Source organism: Paenibacillus sp. KS-LC4 (assembly GCF_036894955.1).
GTDB lineage: Bacteria > Bacillota > Bacilli > Paenibacillales > Paenibacillaceae > Pristimantibacillus.
In genome coordinates this window covers 2,647,971-2,663,768 of record NZ_CP145905.1, presented here as the reverse complement: position 1 = coordinate 2,663,768, position 15,798 = coordinate 2,647,971, and the positions used below count along the sequence as shown (strand labels likewise).

The window sequence follows — 15,798 nt, the reverse complement described above, 5'->3', positions numbered from 1 at the left end:
CGTTACCAAATCAATACAGAGGCTCCCCAAGTCAGTCCGCCGCCAAAGCCGACGAATACGAGAGCGTCTCCTTCTTTTACCCGGTTTTGTTCAACCGCCTCTGCCAGCGCCACCGGAATAGATGCTGCGGACATATTGCCATAGTTGTTCAAGTTAATCATGCATTTCTCTTCAGGCAAATTCAAACGGTTAAGCGCCGATTGAATGATTCGGATATTCGCTTGATGCGGGATAAGCAAATCAATTTGATCCTTCGACATATCCGCTTTGCGAAGCGCTTCCTCTGCTGCACTGCCCATAATGCGCACTGCAAACTTGAACACATCATTTCCAGCCATATGGATAAAATGCTGCCGCGATGCGACACTTTCCTCCGTAGCTGGCATGCGGGAGCCGCCGCCGCTTACTTTCAGCAGCTCGCCGCCGCCGCCATCTGCTCCTAGCTGAAAAGACTTAAAGCCTCTGCCTTCCGCTACCTCGCCAAGCACAACCGCTCCGGCACCGTCACCAAACAAAATGCATGTATTGCGGTCTGTGTAGTCCGTAATACGCGAAAGCGTCTCCGCGCCAACAACAAGCACATGCTTATACAAGCCGGAAGAAATCATGCTCGTCGCTGTTGCAAGGCCATAAATAAAGCCTGAGCAAGCCGCGGAAAGATCGAATGCTGCCGCCTGCTTGGCTCCCAGCTTCTCTTGAAGCAGACAGGAGGTCGATGGAAATGCCATGTCTGGCGTTATTGTCGCCACGATAATGAGATCAATATCCTCTACCGTAAGTCCTGCAGCTGCAATGGCAGCCTTGGAAGCTTCATAAGCGAGGTCTGATGTTGCTTCCTCAGGAGCAGCCATCCGGCGCTCGCTAATTCCGGTGCGGGTAACAATCCACTCATCGTTCGTTTCTACCATTTGTTCCAGCTGTTGATTCGTTATAATACGTTCAGGCACATACTTGCCTGTACCAATAATGCCTACAGGATGCAAATTCACCACAACACACTCACTTCCCGCTTATTTCCGCTGCAATCGATTCGGTCAGCTTGCCTTGAATGGCAATTCGCGCCTGGCGAATCGCGCTTTTGACAGCTACCTCGTCGGAAGAGCCATGGCATTTCATGACGAGTCCGTTCAAACCGAGCAGCGGTGCGCTACCATGTTCTTTATAGTCCATTTTGTTTTTGAGCTTGCGCAGCTTCGGCAGCATAATCGCTCCGGCCAGCTTGGTAAGCAGCGTTTCGCCAAATGCGCTTTTGATGAAGCCAAACAGGGAGCCTGCCGTGCCCTCCATCGCTTTCAGCATAATATTACCGGCAAAGCCGTCGCAAATAAGAACATCACAGCTGCGGCTCAGCACATCTCTCGCTTCAACATTCCCGATAAAATGAATCGGAGAATGCTCAAGCAAATCGTACGCCGCCTTAGTCAGCTCATTGCCTTTGCGAGCTTCCGTCCCAACATTGAGCAGCCCGATACGCGGCTTTTCCATTCCATGTACTTTGGAGCGATAAATGCTCCCCATAATAGCGTATTGCAATAAATGCTCCGGCTTCGCATCCATATTGGCACCCAAATCAAGCGCCAGCATGCCGACATCGTCCATCGTCGGGAGCATGGGCGCGAGCGCCGGGCGCTCAATGCCATCCAGACGGCCGACAACGAGCAGCCCTGTCGTCATCAATGCTCCCGTATTCCCAGCAGACAGCATGGCGTCTGCACGTTTTTCACGGACCAGTTGGCCCGCAACGACCATGGAGGCTCCTTTTTTACGTCTAACAGCCTTTACCGGCTCATCATCTGGACCGATGACCTCATCGGCATGACACAGACTGATGTTGGCTGGCTTATTGCCGCCCATCAGTTGCTCGATGATGGCCGTATCGCCTACCAGTACGAGCTCCGTATCCGGCCACTCATGCGCGGCTTCAAGTACGCCCTTCACAATGAGGCCAGGCGCATTATCTCCGCCCATAGCATCAATGGCTATCCGCATGTTCGTCCCCTCCTTCATTCTCCGCCTCCCCTGCGGATCGGAAAATCACAAAATTCCCTTGAAAAACCATTTCCTCGCCAACATACGTAAAAATTTCAACCTTCGCTTTGGAGCGTTCGCCGGAAATCGACCTCACATAGGCTTTCGCTATGCATTTTTCATCTAATTTTACCGGGCGAATAAATCGAATGTCCGCCGTTACCGTTAAAGCGATGGGATTGTCGATAATGGCAACAGCCAGCGAATTGGCTTGGGCAAAAACATGATGGCCCCGGGCAATGCCGGTTCGTGAGAAAACGTGCTCCTCACGTATTTCAAAGATGGATATTCCGCTTTTATTCAACTGAAGATCAACAATATCACCTATAACTTCATGAAGCGGCAATGACCGTACCGTATCGTACGAACGCTCCGCCATCAGCTTCAGCCGCTCGCGCAGTTCGGGAATACCAAGTTCCATCCGATCCAGGCGGATCGTTTGAATGCTTACCTTCAAATGCCGTGTAAGCTCCCGGTCTGTCATGAACGGATTTTCCTCCATAAGTTTGGCAAGCAGCTGATGCCGCTGCCGTTTTGGCATTCGTTCGATCGTCGGCACCACCTTGGACTGGCGTGTAAGCAGGCGCAAAAATGCTTTTTGACCAATCATATATTTTATAAAAACGTCGGTCCAATCGGCCAACGTCTGCTATTATCACCTGGTACTAAACTTCTCTATAAAAAAAGCCTCTGTAAGCAGCGAATCATGCCTACACGGTTACTTCCGCCTAATGATAGGAGGCTTCGTCCCGCGAAGTAAACCGAAAACGCTGCTACAAGGAGCTAAACGTGTGCAAAAAAACAGCACCTCACCAAGCGATGAAGTGCCATTGTGAGATCCCGGAAATTATTGAGCAATAATTTCTTTCGTTTTGTAGTATCCGCACACTTTGCATACGTGGTGAGCCAATTTCAGCTCTCCGCATTGCTCGCATTTTACCATACCTGGTACAGCCAACTTAAAGTGAGTGCGACGTTTGTCGCGGCGAGTTTTGGACGTTCTTCTTTGAGGTACTGCCATGTTTAACACCTCCTTCACAATATTCGCGAAGCGAAACACTATTGATCCTTGAACAAATCCTGTAGCGCTGCAAAACGATAGTCAAGCTTCTCATTGTTGCAACCGCATGTCTGTTCATTTAAGTTTTGTCCGCATGTGTGACAAAGTCCTTTACAATCGCTCTTGCAAAGCGGGGCAAACGGCATAAACAGTTGAAGCGCCTCTTCCACATAAGGCTGCAAATTCAATCTTTCACCGGATACCGCAATGAAGTCGTTGTCGTCGTCTTCCTCTTCCTGCTCAACCTCGTCTTTGCCACGTTTCGGCGCAGGCTCGAACTGCTCGGAGAAAGGAATGACTGTATGCTCCTTAACGGCTTCTAGGCATCTGGAGCAAGCAAGCTCCCAATCGATCGTCATTTGACCATCAACCAAAATGGATCCTGCGTTTCCTTCTACCTCAAGCGCGACATGGAGCGGACCTGTGTTGATCACATCAGCCCGTCCTTCAAATAGAGGGGCAACATCAATAGCTTCATTGATTGTATGCTTTAACCTCTTGGACATCGTTTCTTCTACATGAAACTGCATATTATCACCTCAAACAAACAAAATTTATTATAGCTATTTTATAAGGGTTTTGTCAACATTTTCACAGAGGATTAGCTTTTTTTGGCTTCAACGATTGAAAATGCTTGCGCCGATTTTATCTTAATCATAGCTATGTTATTCTTGAAATATAAGCAATGATAAGTTTTACACTTATAGCAGGCTTATATTCCACCAGCGTAACGTCAGCTTTGCCGCCAAGGATAGCTTAAGCCGTTTACGCTTGTAATGCAACCATTTTACAATTGAGGAGCACGGTTATATGCGCACGGTAGGATTAATCGTTGAATATAATCCATTTCACAATGGTCATCGCTATCATCTGGAGCAATCGCTGCTGGCAAGCGGGTCTGATGCCGTTGTCGCTGTAATGAGCGGGCATTTCCTCCAGCGCGGCGAGCCGGCCGTAATGGACAAATGGAGCCGTACGGAAGCTGCGCTGCGCGGGGGCTGCGATCTCGTCATTGAACTGCCAGTAGCCTACGCAACACAGGCAGCGGAATGGTTCTCCTACGGCGCCGTTGCGCTGCTGGAGGCAACGGGCGTCGTCGATAGCTTCTGCTTCGGCACGGAAAGCGGCGATTTGGCTCCGCTTATGGAAGCCGCCTCCGTCATCGCGCAGGAGCCGCCCGCTTTCGCCTCGCAGCTGAAAGAGTTGCTCGCTACGGGGGTAAGCTACCCAAGCGCCTACAGCAGCGCGGTAGCCGCTTATTTGGGTAGCATAGGAAAGCCAGAGGCTGCCGCGTTTCCTTTTGCCATGCCCAATCATACGCTGGGGCTGCATTATTTGATTGCCCTTGCGCGTCTCGGCGGGCGCATGGAGCCTTTCACCATTCGCCGCGAGAAAGCGGCATACAACCAGGAGGACGTAACAGACAGTGCCATTGCAAGTGCTACCGCCATTCGCAAACAGCTTTTGCTGGAGAAGCAGCTTGCAGGCATTAAGCCGTTCGTGCCGGACACAACCTATGACGTATTGGCGCGCGAATGGGATGCAGGGCGAAGCCCCGTAAGCTGGGACAGCTTCGCTTCTCCTCTTCTGCACGGCATCGTCACCCGTTCAGCGCAGCAGCTGGCCGAGCTGCATGAAATAACCGAGGGGCTAGAGCATCGTATTCGCAAAACGCTGCCAAGGCTGAAGCAGCTTCAGGTGGAGCACCTGCTTGCAGAGCTCAAAACGAAACGCTATACCCGAACGAAGCTTCAACGGTCTCTGCTCTCTATTTTACTTGGACATGCCAAGTCGGATTTCACACCAGACAAGCTTCGCAGCGGCTTGCAATATATTCGCGTGCTTGGCTTTAGCGAGAAAGGCAAAGGACTGCTGCGAAAAATGCGCACAGCCGCGACGCTGCCTGTCCTGTTAAGCGCATCGGCCGCTGATCAGCCCTACCGTTATTTAGAGCTTGATACGCAAGCTACTGCTGCCTATATGCTCGCTCATGCTGGAGGACAGCAGCAGGGCGCCTTATTTCGCGACTATTATGCCAAACCGATCATGCTCTAATTCAAACGGTTTAATTTCCACTGACATGCTGCTCGATTACCTGCTTAGCCTCGCTAAGACTATTTACGCTGACGATCTTCATGCTCGTGCCGATATCCTTCGCCTTGTCCGCAGCCTCTTTGTAATTGGCGGACGGGGCGAGAAACAGCTCTGCCCCCTCGCGGCTTGCCGCAATGACCTTGAATGCAATGCCCCCAATTTCCCCAACCGTCCCATCGGCTGCGATTGTACCTGTTCCAGCAATAATTGCTCCACCTGTCAAGTCCTGCTCGCCGAGCAGCAAATCAAGCGATTGCAGCGCAAACATCAGCCCGGCCGACGGGCCGCCAATGGCTCCTGCATCAATTCGCAGCTTAAAGCGGGCATCGTCCGGCTGCAGGCTGCGAAGCTCAGCAAGCTTAACACCGCCAAGCGCGGCAGGGAGCGTATTTAAGGTTAGAGGGGCCTCATAGGCACCCATTGTAATTGCAATGTCTTGCTCTGCTCCTGCCCGCTTTACCGTAAATACTACCTTATCGCCTGGCTTATGGGCACTAAGCTCGCTGACGATTTGCTCGGCATCCGCGAATGGCTTGCCGCCTTTTAACGAGACGAGAGCATCTCCAGGCTGCCAACCGCTGTCATCACTGCCCTGCAACACATCCGACACCGCAATGCTGTCAACTACCGATTGATAGGGCAGATGAGCGAAGCGATACGCAGCTTCAATCGCTTGATTTTGCGACCCTTGCATGACGACGGTCATTCGCTCCGCATATTCCTGCTCCGTGTAGCCGCGTAAAATCGAAGAACGGCTGTAAGTCGCTATATCGTTATCCCATGCGGAAGACAAGGTTTCCCACCAATTCGCATCCGATAGCCTGACAGCTGTCATTAGAAAAGCACCTTCTTCCGGCTTCGAAGCGGGCGCTGGGCTTGCTGAAGGCTTCACCCTTACCTCATCCGCTCCCTCACCCATACGAACCATCGGCTTCGTAGGAGCAGCAAGCCCAGGCTCGTACACGACATAGGGTGTTGGTGCGTACAACAGCATATACATGAATAAAGCGGTCGCTATCATAATAAAGCCTAACTGCCTTACCCCTGACGATTTCAAGGACAAATCGCGCCCCTTTCATTCCCCATCCATCTTCATTCCTCATCCATCTTCTTTATCTCCTGTTCTAACAGGCATAGGGGCTGCATACATATCGTACAAGCCGCTATACTAGCTGCCATTTGCCATTTTCTCGGCGCGCTCATGCAGCGTTCAAATTGCAAAGCACTTGGGCGTGCAGGCACTGCAAATAGCCCGTACTTTCATACGCGCAGCTGAAAATTTGTGTTTATGTGCACTTATCAAAATGATGCGATTTCCTACGATGACCTGAAATGGAGTTGATCGTCCAGTGGCTAAAACCTTGCTCGCAGCGCTAGCGTCCATTCTGCTGGTCGGAGCTGTTATTTACCAGTCAGAAGCAGCCTTTCAAGCTTCCCTTCAAGCATTGACCCTATGGTGGAATATTGTTTTTCCCGGACTGCTGCCTTTTCTTGTCCTGTTCGAGCTAATTACCGCCTTTGGTCTCGTACATGGAATCGGCGTGCTGCTCCAGCCGCTCATGCGCCGTTTATTCCGGCTTCCCGGAGAGGCAGCGCTTCCCCTGCTATTCGGCTGGCTATCCGGCTTCCCCGCCGGTGCCGAAACGACAGCCATGCTTCGCAGGCATGGGCAGGTTACGCTCCAAGAGGGCCAGCGGCTGCTCGCCTTTTCACATATGCCGAATCCCATCTTCATGCTAGTCGTTCTCGGCGCAGGCTTTATGCATCGGCCGGAGCTGGGGCTGTTGATCGCAGCAGCCGTCTGGCTGGCTGCACTTTGGACAGCCTGGCTGCTGCTGCTCACCAGCAGATCCGAGGCTTTGCCGTCCCGCGCCGCCCAGGTGCAGGAAGGCCGCTTAATTGAGCGGGCGGCCAAGGCGATCACCGCCGCGCGGGAAAGCGACGGCCGCAGCTTCGGGCGGGCGCTCGGCGAAGCCGTATCCGGCGGCGTGCAGAAGCTGATGCTGATTGGCGGCCTGATTATTTTCACCGCTGTCATCGCCCGGCTTATGCTGCCGCTTTGGCTTTCTATCAGCTCAGGAAGCTGGTGGGAAGCACTCTTCCTGCCCGCTCTGCTCGAAAGCCATATCGGCACCTACACAGCTGCCGTGCTGGAAGCCCCTAGCCTTACCCCTGTGCTGAGCGCCGCTATCACCGCCGCGATACTCGCCTGGAGCGGCATCAGCGGCCTGCTGCAAGCCGGCTATTCTACAAGCGGGACGGAGCTTAAGCTGCTTCCGCTCGCTGGCGCCAAGCTGCTTCATGCTGCTCACGCCGCTTGGTTCGTGGTGTTATTGTGGAAGCCGGGGCAACTGCTGCTTGCCAGCGCCCCTTTTGACTTTTTGCGGCAAGCCGCTAGTGTACTGCCAGTGTTTTCATCAAACGGGGCGTGGATGAATAGGCCGGTTTCGGGCTATTTTCAAACGCAGCATTTCCCTAATCTGTGGCCCTACACATTGGCTTCATCAGCGCTGCTCCTGCTCCTGTTTCTGCTCGCAGCGCTGTATATGCTGGCAAGAAGAAAGGCTGACATACCCAAATAATGCTCAGTTTCAGCTACAGAAATAGCTTTGCTGTGCGAATTACATCTGCTGCTTCGACTTGTACTTCTCAGTCAGGCGCTTCTCCACCGCGGGCGGAACGAGCTCAGACACCGCACCTTGAAACTGCGCGATCTCTTTCACAATACTGGAGCTGAGATAAGAGTACTTCGGGTCGGTCATCATAAAAATCGTATCAATTTCCTCGTCAAGCAGCCGGTTCGTCGATGCTAATGTCAGCTCATACTCAAAGTCTGTTACGGAGCGAATACCCCGTACAATCACGTTGGCGTTGCGGGTCTTCATGAAACGAACGAGCAAATCACGGAAGCTTTCAACCGATACATTCGTCAGGTCCGCTGTCAGCTCGGCAACCATTTCCTTGCGCTCCTCCAGGCTGAAAAGCGGATTTTTGCTCGTATTATTCAATACCGCTACTATTAAATGATCGAACTGCTTCGCCGAACGACGGATAATATCCAAATGCCCGAAGGTAACAGGGTCAAAGCTTCCAGGGTATACGGCTACGCGAATCTGGTCATTCGTCTGCATCGTTAAGTCCTCCATTGTGGGCAACATTTGGCTCGTAGCGATAAATGGTTACCGCCGTGTCGCCGTATTTATTTTTTTTCAGTTGAAAAAAGCCGTTCCACTGCTCCTCATAGCTATGGGCTGCATCATGCTCAACGACAATCGTTGCCCCATCCTCAAGCATGCTGTGGTCAGCCATGTAATTCATAAGCTTGTCCGCCGTTATCATTCGGTATGGCGGGTCCAGAAACACAAGCGAGAACGCGATTCCGCGCTTTTCCAGCAATTTCAGTGCCCGCTCCGCATCGTTGCGGTAAATTTCCGCTTCCTGCCCCATGCCGGCCGCCTGCGTATTGTGGCGGATGATGTCGATGCTATTTTTCTCCTGATCGATAAAAATCGTCCGCTCGGCCCCTCTGCTCCAAGCCTCTATGCCAAGCCCTCCAGTTCCAGCAAACAAATCCAGCGCAACGCCCCCGTCAAAAAAAGGCCCAATCATGCTGAAAATCGCTTCCTTCACCTTATCGGTCGTCGGTCTTGTATTGTTGCCAGGCACCGCCTTCAGCGGTCGTCCCTTGGCTGCGCCCGCAATGACTCTCACTGCCAAATGCCCCCTTTATTCGCTATCCTCGCCTATCGTACCATAATTGCCATGAGATATTAAAGAGGAGTTACAGTCACAGCAAAACGTTCTAGATGATCGCCCGTAAATTAAAAAAAGAGGGGTTGCCCCCTCTTAAACGGTCGTATCCTCATATTCACTTACATCGAAAAATAAGATTTTATCAAAAATAACGTAATCTGTCCGGCTAAGGAACGGTCCTTTATTCCATGTTTTATTGAAGGAGTATTTTTCTTTGCCTACTCCAGCATCCTTCGCATCATACCAATCAATGAAGGCATTTACTTCTGCCATGGTCAGATCATATTCTTTCTCAAGGCCATTAGTCATCGTAATCACAAGAATAGCACGGTTGTTTTGCAGCTTTTGTGCGGAAGCCTCAAAGGAGCAGGAGCAATCCACATTATTTCTTACCGCTACAATTTGATAGTAATAAGTCGTATTTTTCACAACGCTCGCATCAAAATAGGAAGTACCCGAAATACCCGATGCAATCGTTGTATAGGCTCCACCACTAGTAGTTGCTCTGTTTACCTTGTAAGTAACTCCGTTCGTCACATTCTCCCAAGTTAGCTGAATGCCATCTGTACCCGCAACGGCTTGGATGCTTTGGCTGGCTACAGGTGATCCGAATAGATCCCATTCATAAACATGAGCTACACTTGACGTTGAAACGTTAGTGTTGATAAGTTCTACTTTTTTGATATTTAGATAAGGAGTTGAAAAGGTAGTAAGCACGCCGTTTCGGTTCAAACTATTAATTTCGTACACAACATTATTAACATCCGTCAACTTCATAATCAAAGTACCAAGGTTATTTTGAGTTTTCAAATAGTAGGAATCAATTTGCTTCGGCTCTGTAAATTGATACCATACCGTATCGAAGTCTCTATTTTTATCATCATGACCAATTTCATTATACGAGGTGCCTGTTTCGACATTATCATTCATATCCAGTTTGCTAATAGGTACGCTATTGTCAGTATTATTGGCACCTCTGCTTAAAATTACGCAGTTTAGCAAGCCATTATCCGTTGGAACCGCCGCAAACGCACTCTTTTCGAAAACAAAAAACGATACCAGAAAGCTTAATACTAGCAAACTTTTTGTAAAATTAATGAATAAACCCTTCACGTGACCATCTCCCGCTGTTTTATAAGCTCATTTTATTGCTTAATTCCATAAAAAAACAGACTGTTTAAATAAAAATATTCACATTATACTAAGGGGTTATATGGCATTTTCGGCTAGTCTATCTATTCGCCCTTCCACATATCGCCAAAATCTCACTTTTGTAGTATATTGATTTCGAAACAACGATTCCTATCAACCGCAGCTAGCGATGATAGCCGCTTTTGAAGGTGTTTGCGCGCAATTGCAAGTAAAAATATTTAGTATGGGAGTCGTTACAATTGAAACGAAGAAAGCTGTTATTCAATCAGACCCGGTTTATCATAGTCGTAGCCTTGGCAGGCAGTTTGGTTGGAATCATTTATACAGGGAATAAAGATCTGCAAATAGCGGATGAGGTGCCATCTCCCCCTTCAATAACAACGAGCGCGGAGCAACTGACATCTTTTTCTCCTTCACTAGAAGGGCAGCTGCCTGTTTACGAAATAACGGATGAGCATATGGATGACTCTGGCATTTGGCATGTTACGCTCAGTACGCTGACTGCCAATCAACAAGAGCTTAAAAAGCTTGTGCAGCATGCCTGCTCAATCGCACTTACTAAATCGCAGATCGTCAATTCGGTGTTTGTAGAGGTTGTCCAGAACGATAATTCGCACGCTACGCTCGCTACCGGTAAAATGGCATTAACGAGTACAGGTGAAGCCCACACCGGATCGAAAAAGCTGGAAGTCGCCTTCCAGTTAAATAGTTAAATTTGTATCATTTCACACATGAATAAACGATAGGAGCATGAACAATGAAGTGTCAGCCGTTTTATAAAAAATGGTTGTTTTGGGTAATCACCATCATCCTGCTTGCCGGGCTTGTAAATGGTCAGCTGCGCGATGAGGCTGCCGCAGGCAGCGCCTCGGTAAAAAGCAATGAAAGTCAACTAGAAAAGGCATCGTCCAAGTCGGAATAGCTGTAAAAGTATAAATATATCTTAGGGGGCAATTAAAATGCAGCAAAGAAAACCGCTTTATACAAAATGGTGGTTCTGGTTAATTATCGTTCTAATCGTAGGAAGTGTAAGTAATTTGAATAAAGATAGAAGCACTACTCCAGCTGCTACAAACACAGAAAGTTTCAAAAATGAAACCAAAGCCGCATCTGAAACAGCGAGCAATGCAACCGACTCTAAGAAGGAAGAAACCTCTAAGACCGATAAGGCAAAGGCTGAGGGTGTCGTGGCTCAAGATGTAGAGAGCTTCCGTAAAGCCTTCAATAAAGCATCCGAGACACTAGGCGCAAAGTTTACCGTTAAGTCTTTGAAAATAGAAGGTTCCGGCTTTCAGCATCAGCTTACTGACTCCATCTACCTCAATGGGTTTGTAAATAAAGAAACAGGAGCTATTAAGGAGCTTCTTATTATGGGTTCTGGTGATGGAACTGCTCAATCGGGAGCTAATTTGATTTTGTCATTCGGAGCTTTAATTGGAGCAACTAATCCTGATTTGGAAACCAATGAGAGCGGAGATATTTTCGAGGAGCTAGGTATGATGGACAGCAATGTTGATTTGTATAACTTAAATAAGTCTGCCGAGCGCAATGGCATTTTATATACCGTTAAATCCTCACAGGAAACAGGTGTATGGTTTATTGCGCAGGATGCTTCTGTAAAATAAAACACAAAAAAATCGAGCGCCCCTTTCGGGACGCTCGATTCATGGGAGAGGAGAAACCGGACGAAGAGCTTATGGGGAACGTAAGTCTTCTCCGCGGTTGTCTACGACATCTTGCGACGCCGATAATTTTATTTTGTCCGTTTTGCGGATGTTTATACCTTCACGACAAGAAAAAGGTAGCAAGACGGACAAAAGGCTGCGGACATCCTGTATAATTCATAGTAAGAATCAAAAAACTTACATCAATTTAAAGGGGATGCACCATGGACTTTGTGGCGATTGACTTTGAAACCGCCAACTCCAATCGCTCCAGCGCCTGCGCGGTCGGCATCGTCGAGGTGCAGGGCGGCAAAATCGCTTTTGAGCAGGTTTGGCTCATTAATCCGCAGCAGCATTTTGACCGGATGAACATCGAAATTCACGGCATCACGCCGGCTATGGTGGAAGGCAGCCCTACTTTTTCCGAGCTATGGCCCACGGTAGAGCCATTATTAAAAAATAAGCAGGTAGTCGCCCATAATGCTTCCTTCGATATGAGCGTCCTGCGTTATTGCTTAGATGATGCGGCCCTGCCTTATCCGGCCTTCCATTATTATTGCACCTATCAGCTTAGCAAAAAATTGCTGCCGGACATGCTTTCCTATCGTTTGAACGTGTTAGCCAGCCATTATCAAATTCCGTTAAATCACCATGATGCGCTTGACGATGCAAGAGCGGCAGCATTAATTTTAGCAAGATTGCTTGAGCAGGAGCAGCAGCTAAGTCCTACCGAGCTTGCGCTCGCCAAAGGCTATAAAATCGGCAAAATGCATGCTTGCGGTTACACGCCCTTCTCGACAACGGCTGCTAAAAGCAAGAAGCAAGCAAAGCCAGCCGCCTCTGCCAGCGGTCAACAAGCCGATATGACCCGCCGTTTGGGCTTGAACTCATTTTCATGACCGTGATAACGACCAACCCTTACTCCCAGCTGTCATATCTCAAGCCTTCAATGACCTGCGGTCGTTTCATAATGCCCGCAGCGGCTTGCAGGGCAATGCTTCCTTCTTTGCCGCTCTTCACCAGTTCAAATAGCTGCTCCGTATGGAATACGCCGCCTGGCAGACCACCTTCATACACAGCGGCGGCAACTGCGGTCGCCACTTTAGCGGTCGCCGCCGCCTCATGGGAACCGTCCACCAAATATTGAACATGCTTCTTCGCGCCATGCTTCATCCCCCAGCCATCTACTTTAACCGCATAGCCGTCTGAGCCAAATCGCATCATCCCAAAGCTGCTTACCGCAGCAGAGCGAATCCATTTGATCCGCAGCAGTCGAAATAGCCCTGTTGCGCGTATCCATGCGACCAAGCGGGTCACCGCACCTGAATCGAAACAAAGCCTTGTCGATACAGTCGGCACGTTCAACGTTCTTGGCAGCGATTGCTGATCAGAGAACGGGAATCGGTAAGCCATGCGACTGCCCAGCTCCTTGCCAAAATCGGTGCGTTTGCCGCCGCTAAAGCTGACCGTCTGCGCGACACCGCCATTTTCAACAATCGAAAAAGCACTGCCAATGCTGTCTACCGTCCACTCTATTGCCGCCTTGCCATGCTGATCACCGAGCCCAAGCATAATTGCAATATCTACGCTGTCCAACTGATCGAGCTCCTGCTGTGCCTTGCGAGCAAGTAAATTCGTTACACCTGGCGCCAGTCCGACGCTCAGCACCGCTGTCGCCTTTGCTTGTGCCGCTGCCTCGCCATGCCGCTCCACACTAGTCAGGAACGGGCCATACGCCGAAATATCCACATAATGCGTGCCACTCCTCAGACAAGCCTGTACAAAGGCATCGTCCGTCTGATCCATACACATGACAACGAGCTTCACTCGTTCAAATGCGATATCCTGCTTCCAGTTGTTTAAATCAAAGGCCATTGGCTTCACCTGGCCACCCGTCTGCATAGCGAATTGCTTCGCCCGCTCCAGACTTCTACCCGCCGCATACACCTTACCTGGAAACTTGGCTCCAAGCTGCTTGCTTATATCTCCGCCCACATGGCCGTAGCCGCCTATAACAACGATGTCTTGTTTCATTTGTCCGGCCTCTTTTCTTCTAGGTTGTGCTCCTCGCTCGCTTTAACCGCAAACCATCCTGTTATAAGGTAGGAGCCAAAAAATTTCGATATATGGCTAAATCCCGCCTCTCGAAGCAGCTCTTCCACCTGCTCTGGCGGCGCAGGGTCTGATTCGGCGCCAAGGGAAGCGGCAAACCGCTCCCAATCCTCTAGCGGAATGCCATTATCCAGCATATGACTTTGCCATGCGTTCATTTGAACGGCAAAGGCTTCTTCCTCGCGATCACAGCTTATTGCAGCAATAAACAATGGTGCGCCCGGCTTCAAACGCTCAGCTATACTGCGCAGCAGCTCCCTTTTCTGATCCAGCCCCTTTATAAAATGCAATACCAGCAGGGAGGTCGCTGCATCGTACAGCTTGTCCTTCGGCAGCTCATCTGCCGTTCCCTCATGCAGCGTTACTCCCGCCTCCAAGCGCTCCAACCGAATGCGCTGCTCTGCTATCGCCAGCATACGTACAGACGGGTCAACCCCGGTAAAGCGCCACGCTGGATGCGCACCGCCGAGCGTCACAAGCTCCTGCCCGCCGCCTGCGCCAACGACTAATATGTCCTTTTCCCTTTCAGGGCCAAGCATTGCGTTCATTAAGCGCTCCGTCATATCATACAGCATGAAATAGCCTGGTATTTTCAAAGCTATCGTTCGTCCATATCCCTCTACTTGGGGATCATTCCAGCTCATCGCCTTCTGTTGCGGCTGCTTCTCATTCATCTTTACAGCTCTCCCTTCACCCTGCATATGGCCCGCTCTTTTCATTTCAGCGGGTATTTTGTAAACTGTAATCAGTAATTATTCTCAATTATATCGGGTCGCCATTAAATCACTATCCCATAAATGTGGGTAATCAGGAGAGCTGGAATGAACAAGCAAAGAGAAATTGTACGGAAGCAGCTCGCCAAATTAGAAGGAGCTAACCTCCGCTCCAGTGAATACAGAGAAAGGCTGCTTGCAGAGCTGCGACGGACGCTGCCTTTTACAGGCGCATGCTGTACACTCGTTGATCCGCAAACGATGCTGTCTACTGGCGCAGTTACAGAGGAAGGCGTAGAGGCCATTCATCATCTATTGTTTGAATATGAATATTTAAGGGAAGATTTTAACTCGTATGAGGAGCTTGCCAAGCTTGCGGTTCCTGTTGCCACACTAAGCGGTGCAACCGAGGGCGATTTAAGCAGAAGCTTCAAATATATGAATGTATTGCAGCCTGCCGGATTTGGAGATGAGCTGCGCGCAGCACTAACGGTGGATGGGGCTTGCTGGGGGTATTTAACCTTATTTCGGATGAAGGATGAGCCGTTTTTTCAAGAGGAGGAGCGTTTGTATATAGCCTCCCTAGTGCCAAGCATGGCCCGCACCTTGAAGAAGGCCAGTCTGCTAATCCCAGACAGTGCCGACACCGCCTTTCAAGACGACCCCGGCATTCTGATTTTGTCCGAGCAACTGCTGCCACTAGCAAGCAATGACGCTGCAAACAGCTGGCTGTCTGAGCTCCGCGAGTGGGAGTACATAGATGCTCAAACTCTGCCTAGACCGGTCCGCGCTGTATGCTCGCGTGCGTTGGCCGCAAGTGCCGCGGACAAGGAGCTGCAGAACGCGGCAAAAGTATGTATACGCATTCCTGATGGCCCCTACTTATCGCTGCGGGCAAGCAAGCTTCATGCTGCTGATCACTCGGTTCAGCTTGCAGTTTGGTTCGAGCTTGCGAAGCCCGGCGATATTTTGCCAATCATTGCTGAAGCTTATGGGCTGACCTCGCGCGAGAAGCAGCTGGTTGAACGGTTATGGCGCGGCCTTTCCACGAAGGAGCTGGCCAGCTCTCTGCATATTTCCTCGTATACGGTGCAGGACCATCTCAAAGCTATTTTTGCCAAAACAGAAGTATCCAGCCGCAGAGAGCTGATTTGGAAGCTTTTTTCCCGTTACAATCTTTATATGAATGAATAAGTCATCAATAATGGAATGAAAAAGCAGG

The 15,798-nt window shown here is 50.0% G+C and carries 18 protein-coding genes; 7 read left to right on the top strand and 11 right to left on the bottom strand.

All coding sequences use genetic code 11. The features are described from left to right. Positions 1-2 precede the first annotated feature (2 nt). The 5 genes from V5J77_RS11430 to V5J77_RS11410 all read right to left on the bottom strand — a co-directional run bounded on the left by V5J77_RS11430 (position 3) and on the right by V5J77_RS11410 (position 3,618). The gene (locus V5J77_RS11430) at positions 3-989 is read right to left on the bottom strand and encodes a beta-ketoacyl-ACP synthase III (RefSeq protein WP_338556717.1); all 987 of its coding nucleotides are present in this window, start codon (positions 987-989) and stop codon (positions 3-5) included. Between the two features lie 10 nt (positions 990-999). After that, a complete protein-coding gene (gene plsX, locus V5J77_RS11425) occupies positions 1,000-1,989 on the bottom strand; it encodes a phosphate acyltransferase PlsX (RefSeq protein WP_338555883.1) in 990 nt (329 codons plus the stop codon). Then, the gene (gene fapR / locus V5J77_RS11420; RefSeq protein WP_338556715.1) at positions 1,973-2,569 is read right to left on the bottom strand and encodes a transcription factor FapR; all 597 of its coding nucleotides are present in this window, start codon (positions 2,567-2,569) and stop codon (positions 1,973-1,975) included. The genes plsX and fapR overlap by 17 nt, the downstream gene beginning before the upstream one ends. A 306-nt stretch (positions 2,570-2,875) precedes the next feature. Then, positions 2,876-3,049 (bottom strand): 50S ribosomal protein L32, encoded by a 174-nt coding sequence (rpmF, locus tag V5J77_RS11415; protein ID WP_042160385.1) that lies wholly within the window; start codon positions 3,047-3,049, stop codon positions 2,876-2,878. Between the two features lie 38 nt (positions 3,050-3,087). Next, entirely contained in the window at positions 3,088-3,618 is a 531-nt protein-coding gene (locus V5J77_RS11410; protein ID WP_338555882.1) for a DUF177 domain-containing protein, read from the bottom strand. A 280-nt stretch (positions 3,619-3,898) separates the two neighbouring features. Between V5J77_RS11410 and V5J77_RS11405 the strand changes: the two genes are divergently transcribed. Beyond that, positions 3,899-5,143 carry a nucleotidyltransferase gene (locus V5J77_RS11405; protein ID WP_338555881.1) on the top strand — a complete coding sequence of 415 codons (1,245 nt, stop codon included), beginning with the start codon at positions 3,899-3,901 and terminating at the stop codon, positions 5,141-5,143. A 10-nt stretch (positions 5,144-5,153) separates the two neighbouring features. Here V5J77_RS11405 and V5J77_RS11400 read toward each other — a convergent pair whose 3' ends face one another. Beyond that, positions 5,154-6,239: a S16 family serine protease gene (locus V5J77_RS11400; protein WP_338555880.1), complete on the bottom strand. Its 1,086-nt coding sequence runs from the start codon at positions 6,237-6,239 to the stop codon at positions 5,154-5,156. 292 nt (positions 6,240-6,531) lie between these two features. Here V5J77_RS11400 and V5J77_RS11395 point away from each other — a divergent pair, with 292 nt between their 5' ends. Then, positions 6,532-7,764 (top strand): nucleoside recognition domain-containing protein, encoded by a 1,233-nt coding sequence (locus V5J77_RS11395; protein WP_338555879.1) that lies wholly within the window; start codon positions 6,532-6,534, stop codon positions 7,762-7,764. A 39-nt stretch (positions 7,765-7,803) separates the two neighbouring features. Here V5J77_RS11395 and coaD read toward each other — a convergent pair whose 3' ends face one another. From coaD to V5J77_RS11380, 3 genes are all read right to left on the bottom strand, one after another. Then, on the bottom strand, positions 7,804-8,313 hold the full coding sequence (gene coaD / locus V5J77_RS11390; RefSeq protein WP_338555878.1) for a pantetheine-phosphate adenylyltransferase: 510 nt from the start codon (positions 8,311-8,313) through the stop codon (positions 7,804-7,806). Continuing rightward, a complete protein-coding gene (rsmD, locus tag V5J77_RS11385; protein WP_338555877.1) occupies positions 8,300-8,893 on the bottom strand; it encodes a 16S rRNA (guanine(966)-N(2))-methyltransferase RsmD in 594 nt (197 codons plus the stop codon). Before rsmD ends, coaD begins: the two co-directional genes overlap by 14 nt. A gap of 135 nt (positions 8,894-9,028) precedes the next feature. Beyond that, on the bottom strand, positions 9,029-10,048 hold the full coding sequence (locus V5J77_RS11380) for a hypothetical protein (RefSeq protein ID WP_338555876.1): 1,020 nt from the start codon (positions 10,046-10,048) through the stop codon (positions 9,029-9,031). A gap of 278 nt (positions 10,049-10,326) precedes the next feature. Between V5J77_RS11380 and V5J77_RS11375 the strand changes: the two genes are divergently transcribed. The 4 genes from V5J77_RS11375 (at position 10,327) to V5J77_RS11360 (ending at position 12,650) form a co-directional block, all read left to right on the top strand. After that, positions 10,327-10,800 (top strand): hypothetical protein, encoded by a 474-nt coding sequence (locus V5J77_RS11375; RefSeq protein ID WP_338555875.1) that lies wholly within the window; start codon positions 10,327-10,329, stop codon positions 10,798-10,800. Between the two features lie 44 nt (positions 10,801-10,844). Next, on the top strand, positions 10,845-11,009 hold the full coding sequence (locus tag V5J77_RS11370) for a hypothetical protein (protein ID WP_338555874.1): 165 nt from the start codon (positions 10,845-10,847) through the stop codon (positions 11,007-11,009). Between the two features lie 37 nt (positions 11,010-11,046). Then, positions 11,047-11,712 carry a hypothetical protein gene (locus V5J77_RS11365; RefSeq protein WP_338555873.1) on the top strand — a complete coding sequence of 222 codons (666 nt, stop codon included), beginning with the start codon at positions 11,047-11,049 and terminating at the stop codon, positions 11,710-11,712. 263 nt (positions 11,713-11,975) lie between these two features. Further along, positions 11,976-12,650, top strand: a complete 675-nt coding sequence (locus V5J77_RS11360) for a 3'-5' exonuclease (RefSeq protein ID WP_338555872.1) — start codon at positions 11,976-11,978, stop codon at positions 12,648-12,650. Positions 12,651-12,669: 19 nt separating this feature from the next. Here the strand turns inward: V5J77_RS11360 and V5J77_RS11355 are convergent, their stop codons facing one another. Both V5J77_RS11355 and V5J77_RS11350 read right to left on the bottom strand, forming a co-directional pair. Then, positions 12,670-13,785 (bottom strand): saccharopine dehydrogenase NADP-binding domain-containing protein, encoded by a 1,116-nt coding sequence (locus V5J77_RS11355; protein WP_338555871.1) that lies wholly within the window; start codon positions 13,783-13,785, stop codon positions 12,670-12,672. Next, on the bottom strand, positions 13,782-14,537 hold the full coding sequence (locus V5J77_RS11350; RefSeq protein WP_338555870.1) for a class I SAM-dependent methyltransferase: 756 nt from the start codon (positions 14,535-14,537) through the stop codon (positions 13,782-13,784). The genes V5J77_RS11355 and V5J77_RS11350 overlap by 4 nt, the downstream gene beginning before the upstream one ends. A 147-nt stretch (positions 14,538-14,684) precedes the next feature. Here V5J77_RS11350 and V5J77_RS11345 point away from each other — a divergent pair, with 147 nt between their 5' ends. Continuing rightward, positions 14,685-15,770 (top strand): helix-turn-helix transcriptional regulator, encoded by a 1,086-nt coding sequence (locus V5J77_RS11345; RefSeq protein ID WP_338555869.1) that lies wholly within the window; start codon positions 14,685-14,687, stop codon positions 15,768-15,770. Positions 15,771-15,798: the final 28 nt, after the last annotated feature.

Coding starts and splice junctions, on each gene's coding strand:
- plsX (WP_338555883.1), bottom strand. CDS start 1,989: ATGCGGATAGCCATTGATGCTATGGGCGGAGATAATGCGCCTGGCCTC.
- fapR (WP_338556715.1), bottom strand. CDS start 2,569: ATGCCAAAACGGCAGCGGCATCAGCTGCTTGCCAAACTTATGGAGGAA.
- rpmF (WP_042160385.1), bottom strand. CDS start 3,049: ATGGCAGTACCTCAAAGAAGAACGTCCAAAACTCGCCGCGACAAACGT.
- V5J77_RS11410 (WP_338555882.1), bottom strand. CDS start 3,618: ATGCAGTTTCATGTAGAAGAAACGATGTCCAAGAGGTTAAAGCATACA.
- V5J77_RS11405 (WP_338555881.1), top strand. CDS start 3,899: ATGCGCACGGTAGGATTAATCGTTGAATATAATCCATTTCACAATGGT.
- coaD (WP_338555878.1), bottom strand. CDS start 8,313: ATGCAGACGAATGACCAGATTCGCGTAGCCGTATACCCTGGAAGCTTT.
- V5J77_RS11370 (WP_338555874.1), top strand. CDS start 10,845: ATGAAGTGTCAGCCGTTTTATAAAAAATGGTTGTTTTGGGTAATCACC.
- V5J77_RS11365 (WP_338555873.1), top strand. CDS start 11,047: ATGCAGCAAAGAAAACCGCTTTATACAAAATGGTGGTTCTGGTTAATT.
- V5J77_RS11360 (WP_338555872.1), top strand. CDS start 11,976: ATGGACTTTGTGGCGATTGACTTTGAAACCGCCAACTCCAATCGCTCC.
- V5J77_RS11355 (WP_338555871.1), bottom strand. CDS start 13,785: ATGAAACAAGACATCGTTGTTATAGGCGGCTACGGCCATGTGGGCGGA.
- V5J77_RS11350 (WP_338555870.1), bottom strand. CDS start 14,537: ATGAATGAGAAGCAGCCGCAACAGAAGGCGATGAGCTGGAATGATCCC.
- V5J77_RS11345 (WP_338555869.1), top strand. CDS start 14,685: ATGAACAAGCAAAGAGAAATTGTACGGAAGCAGCTCGCCAAATTAGAA.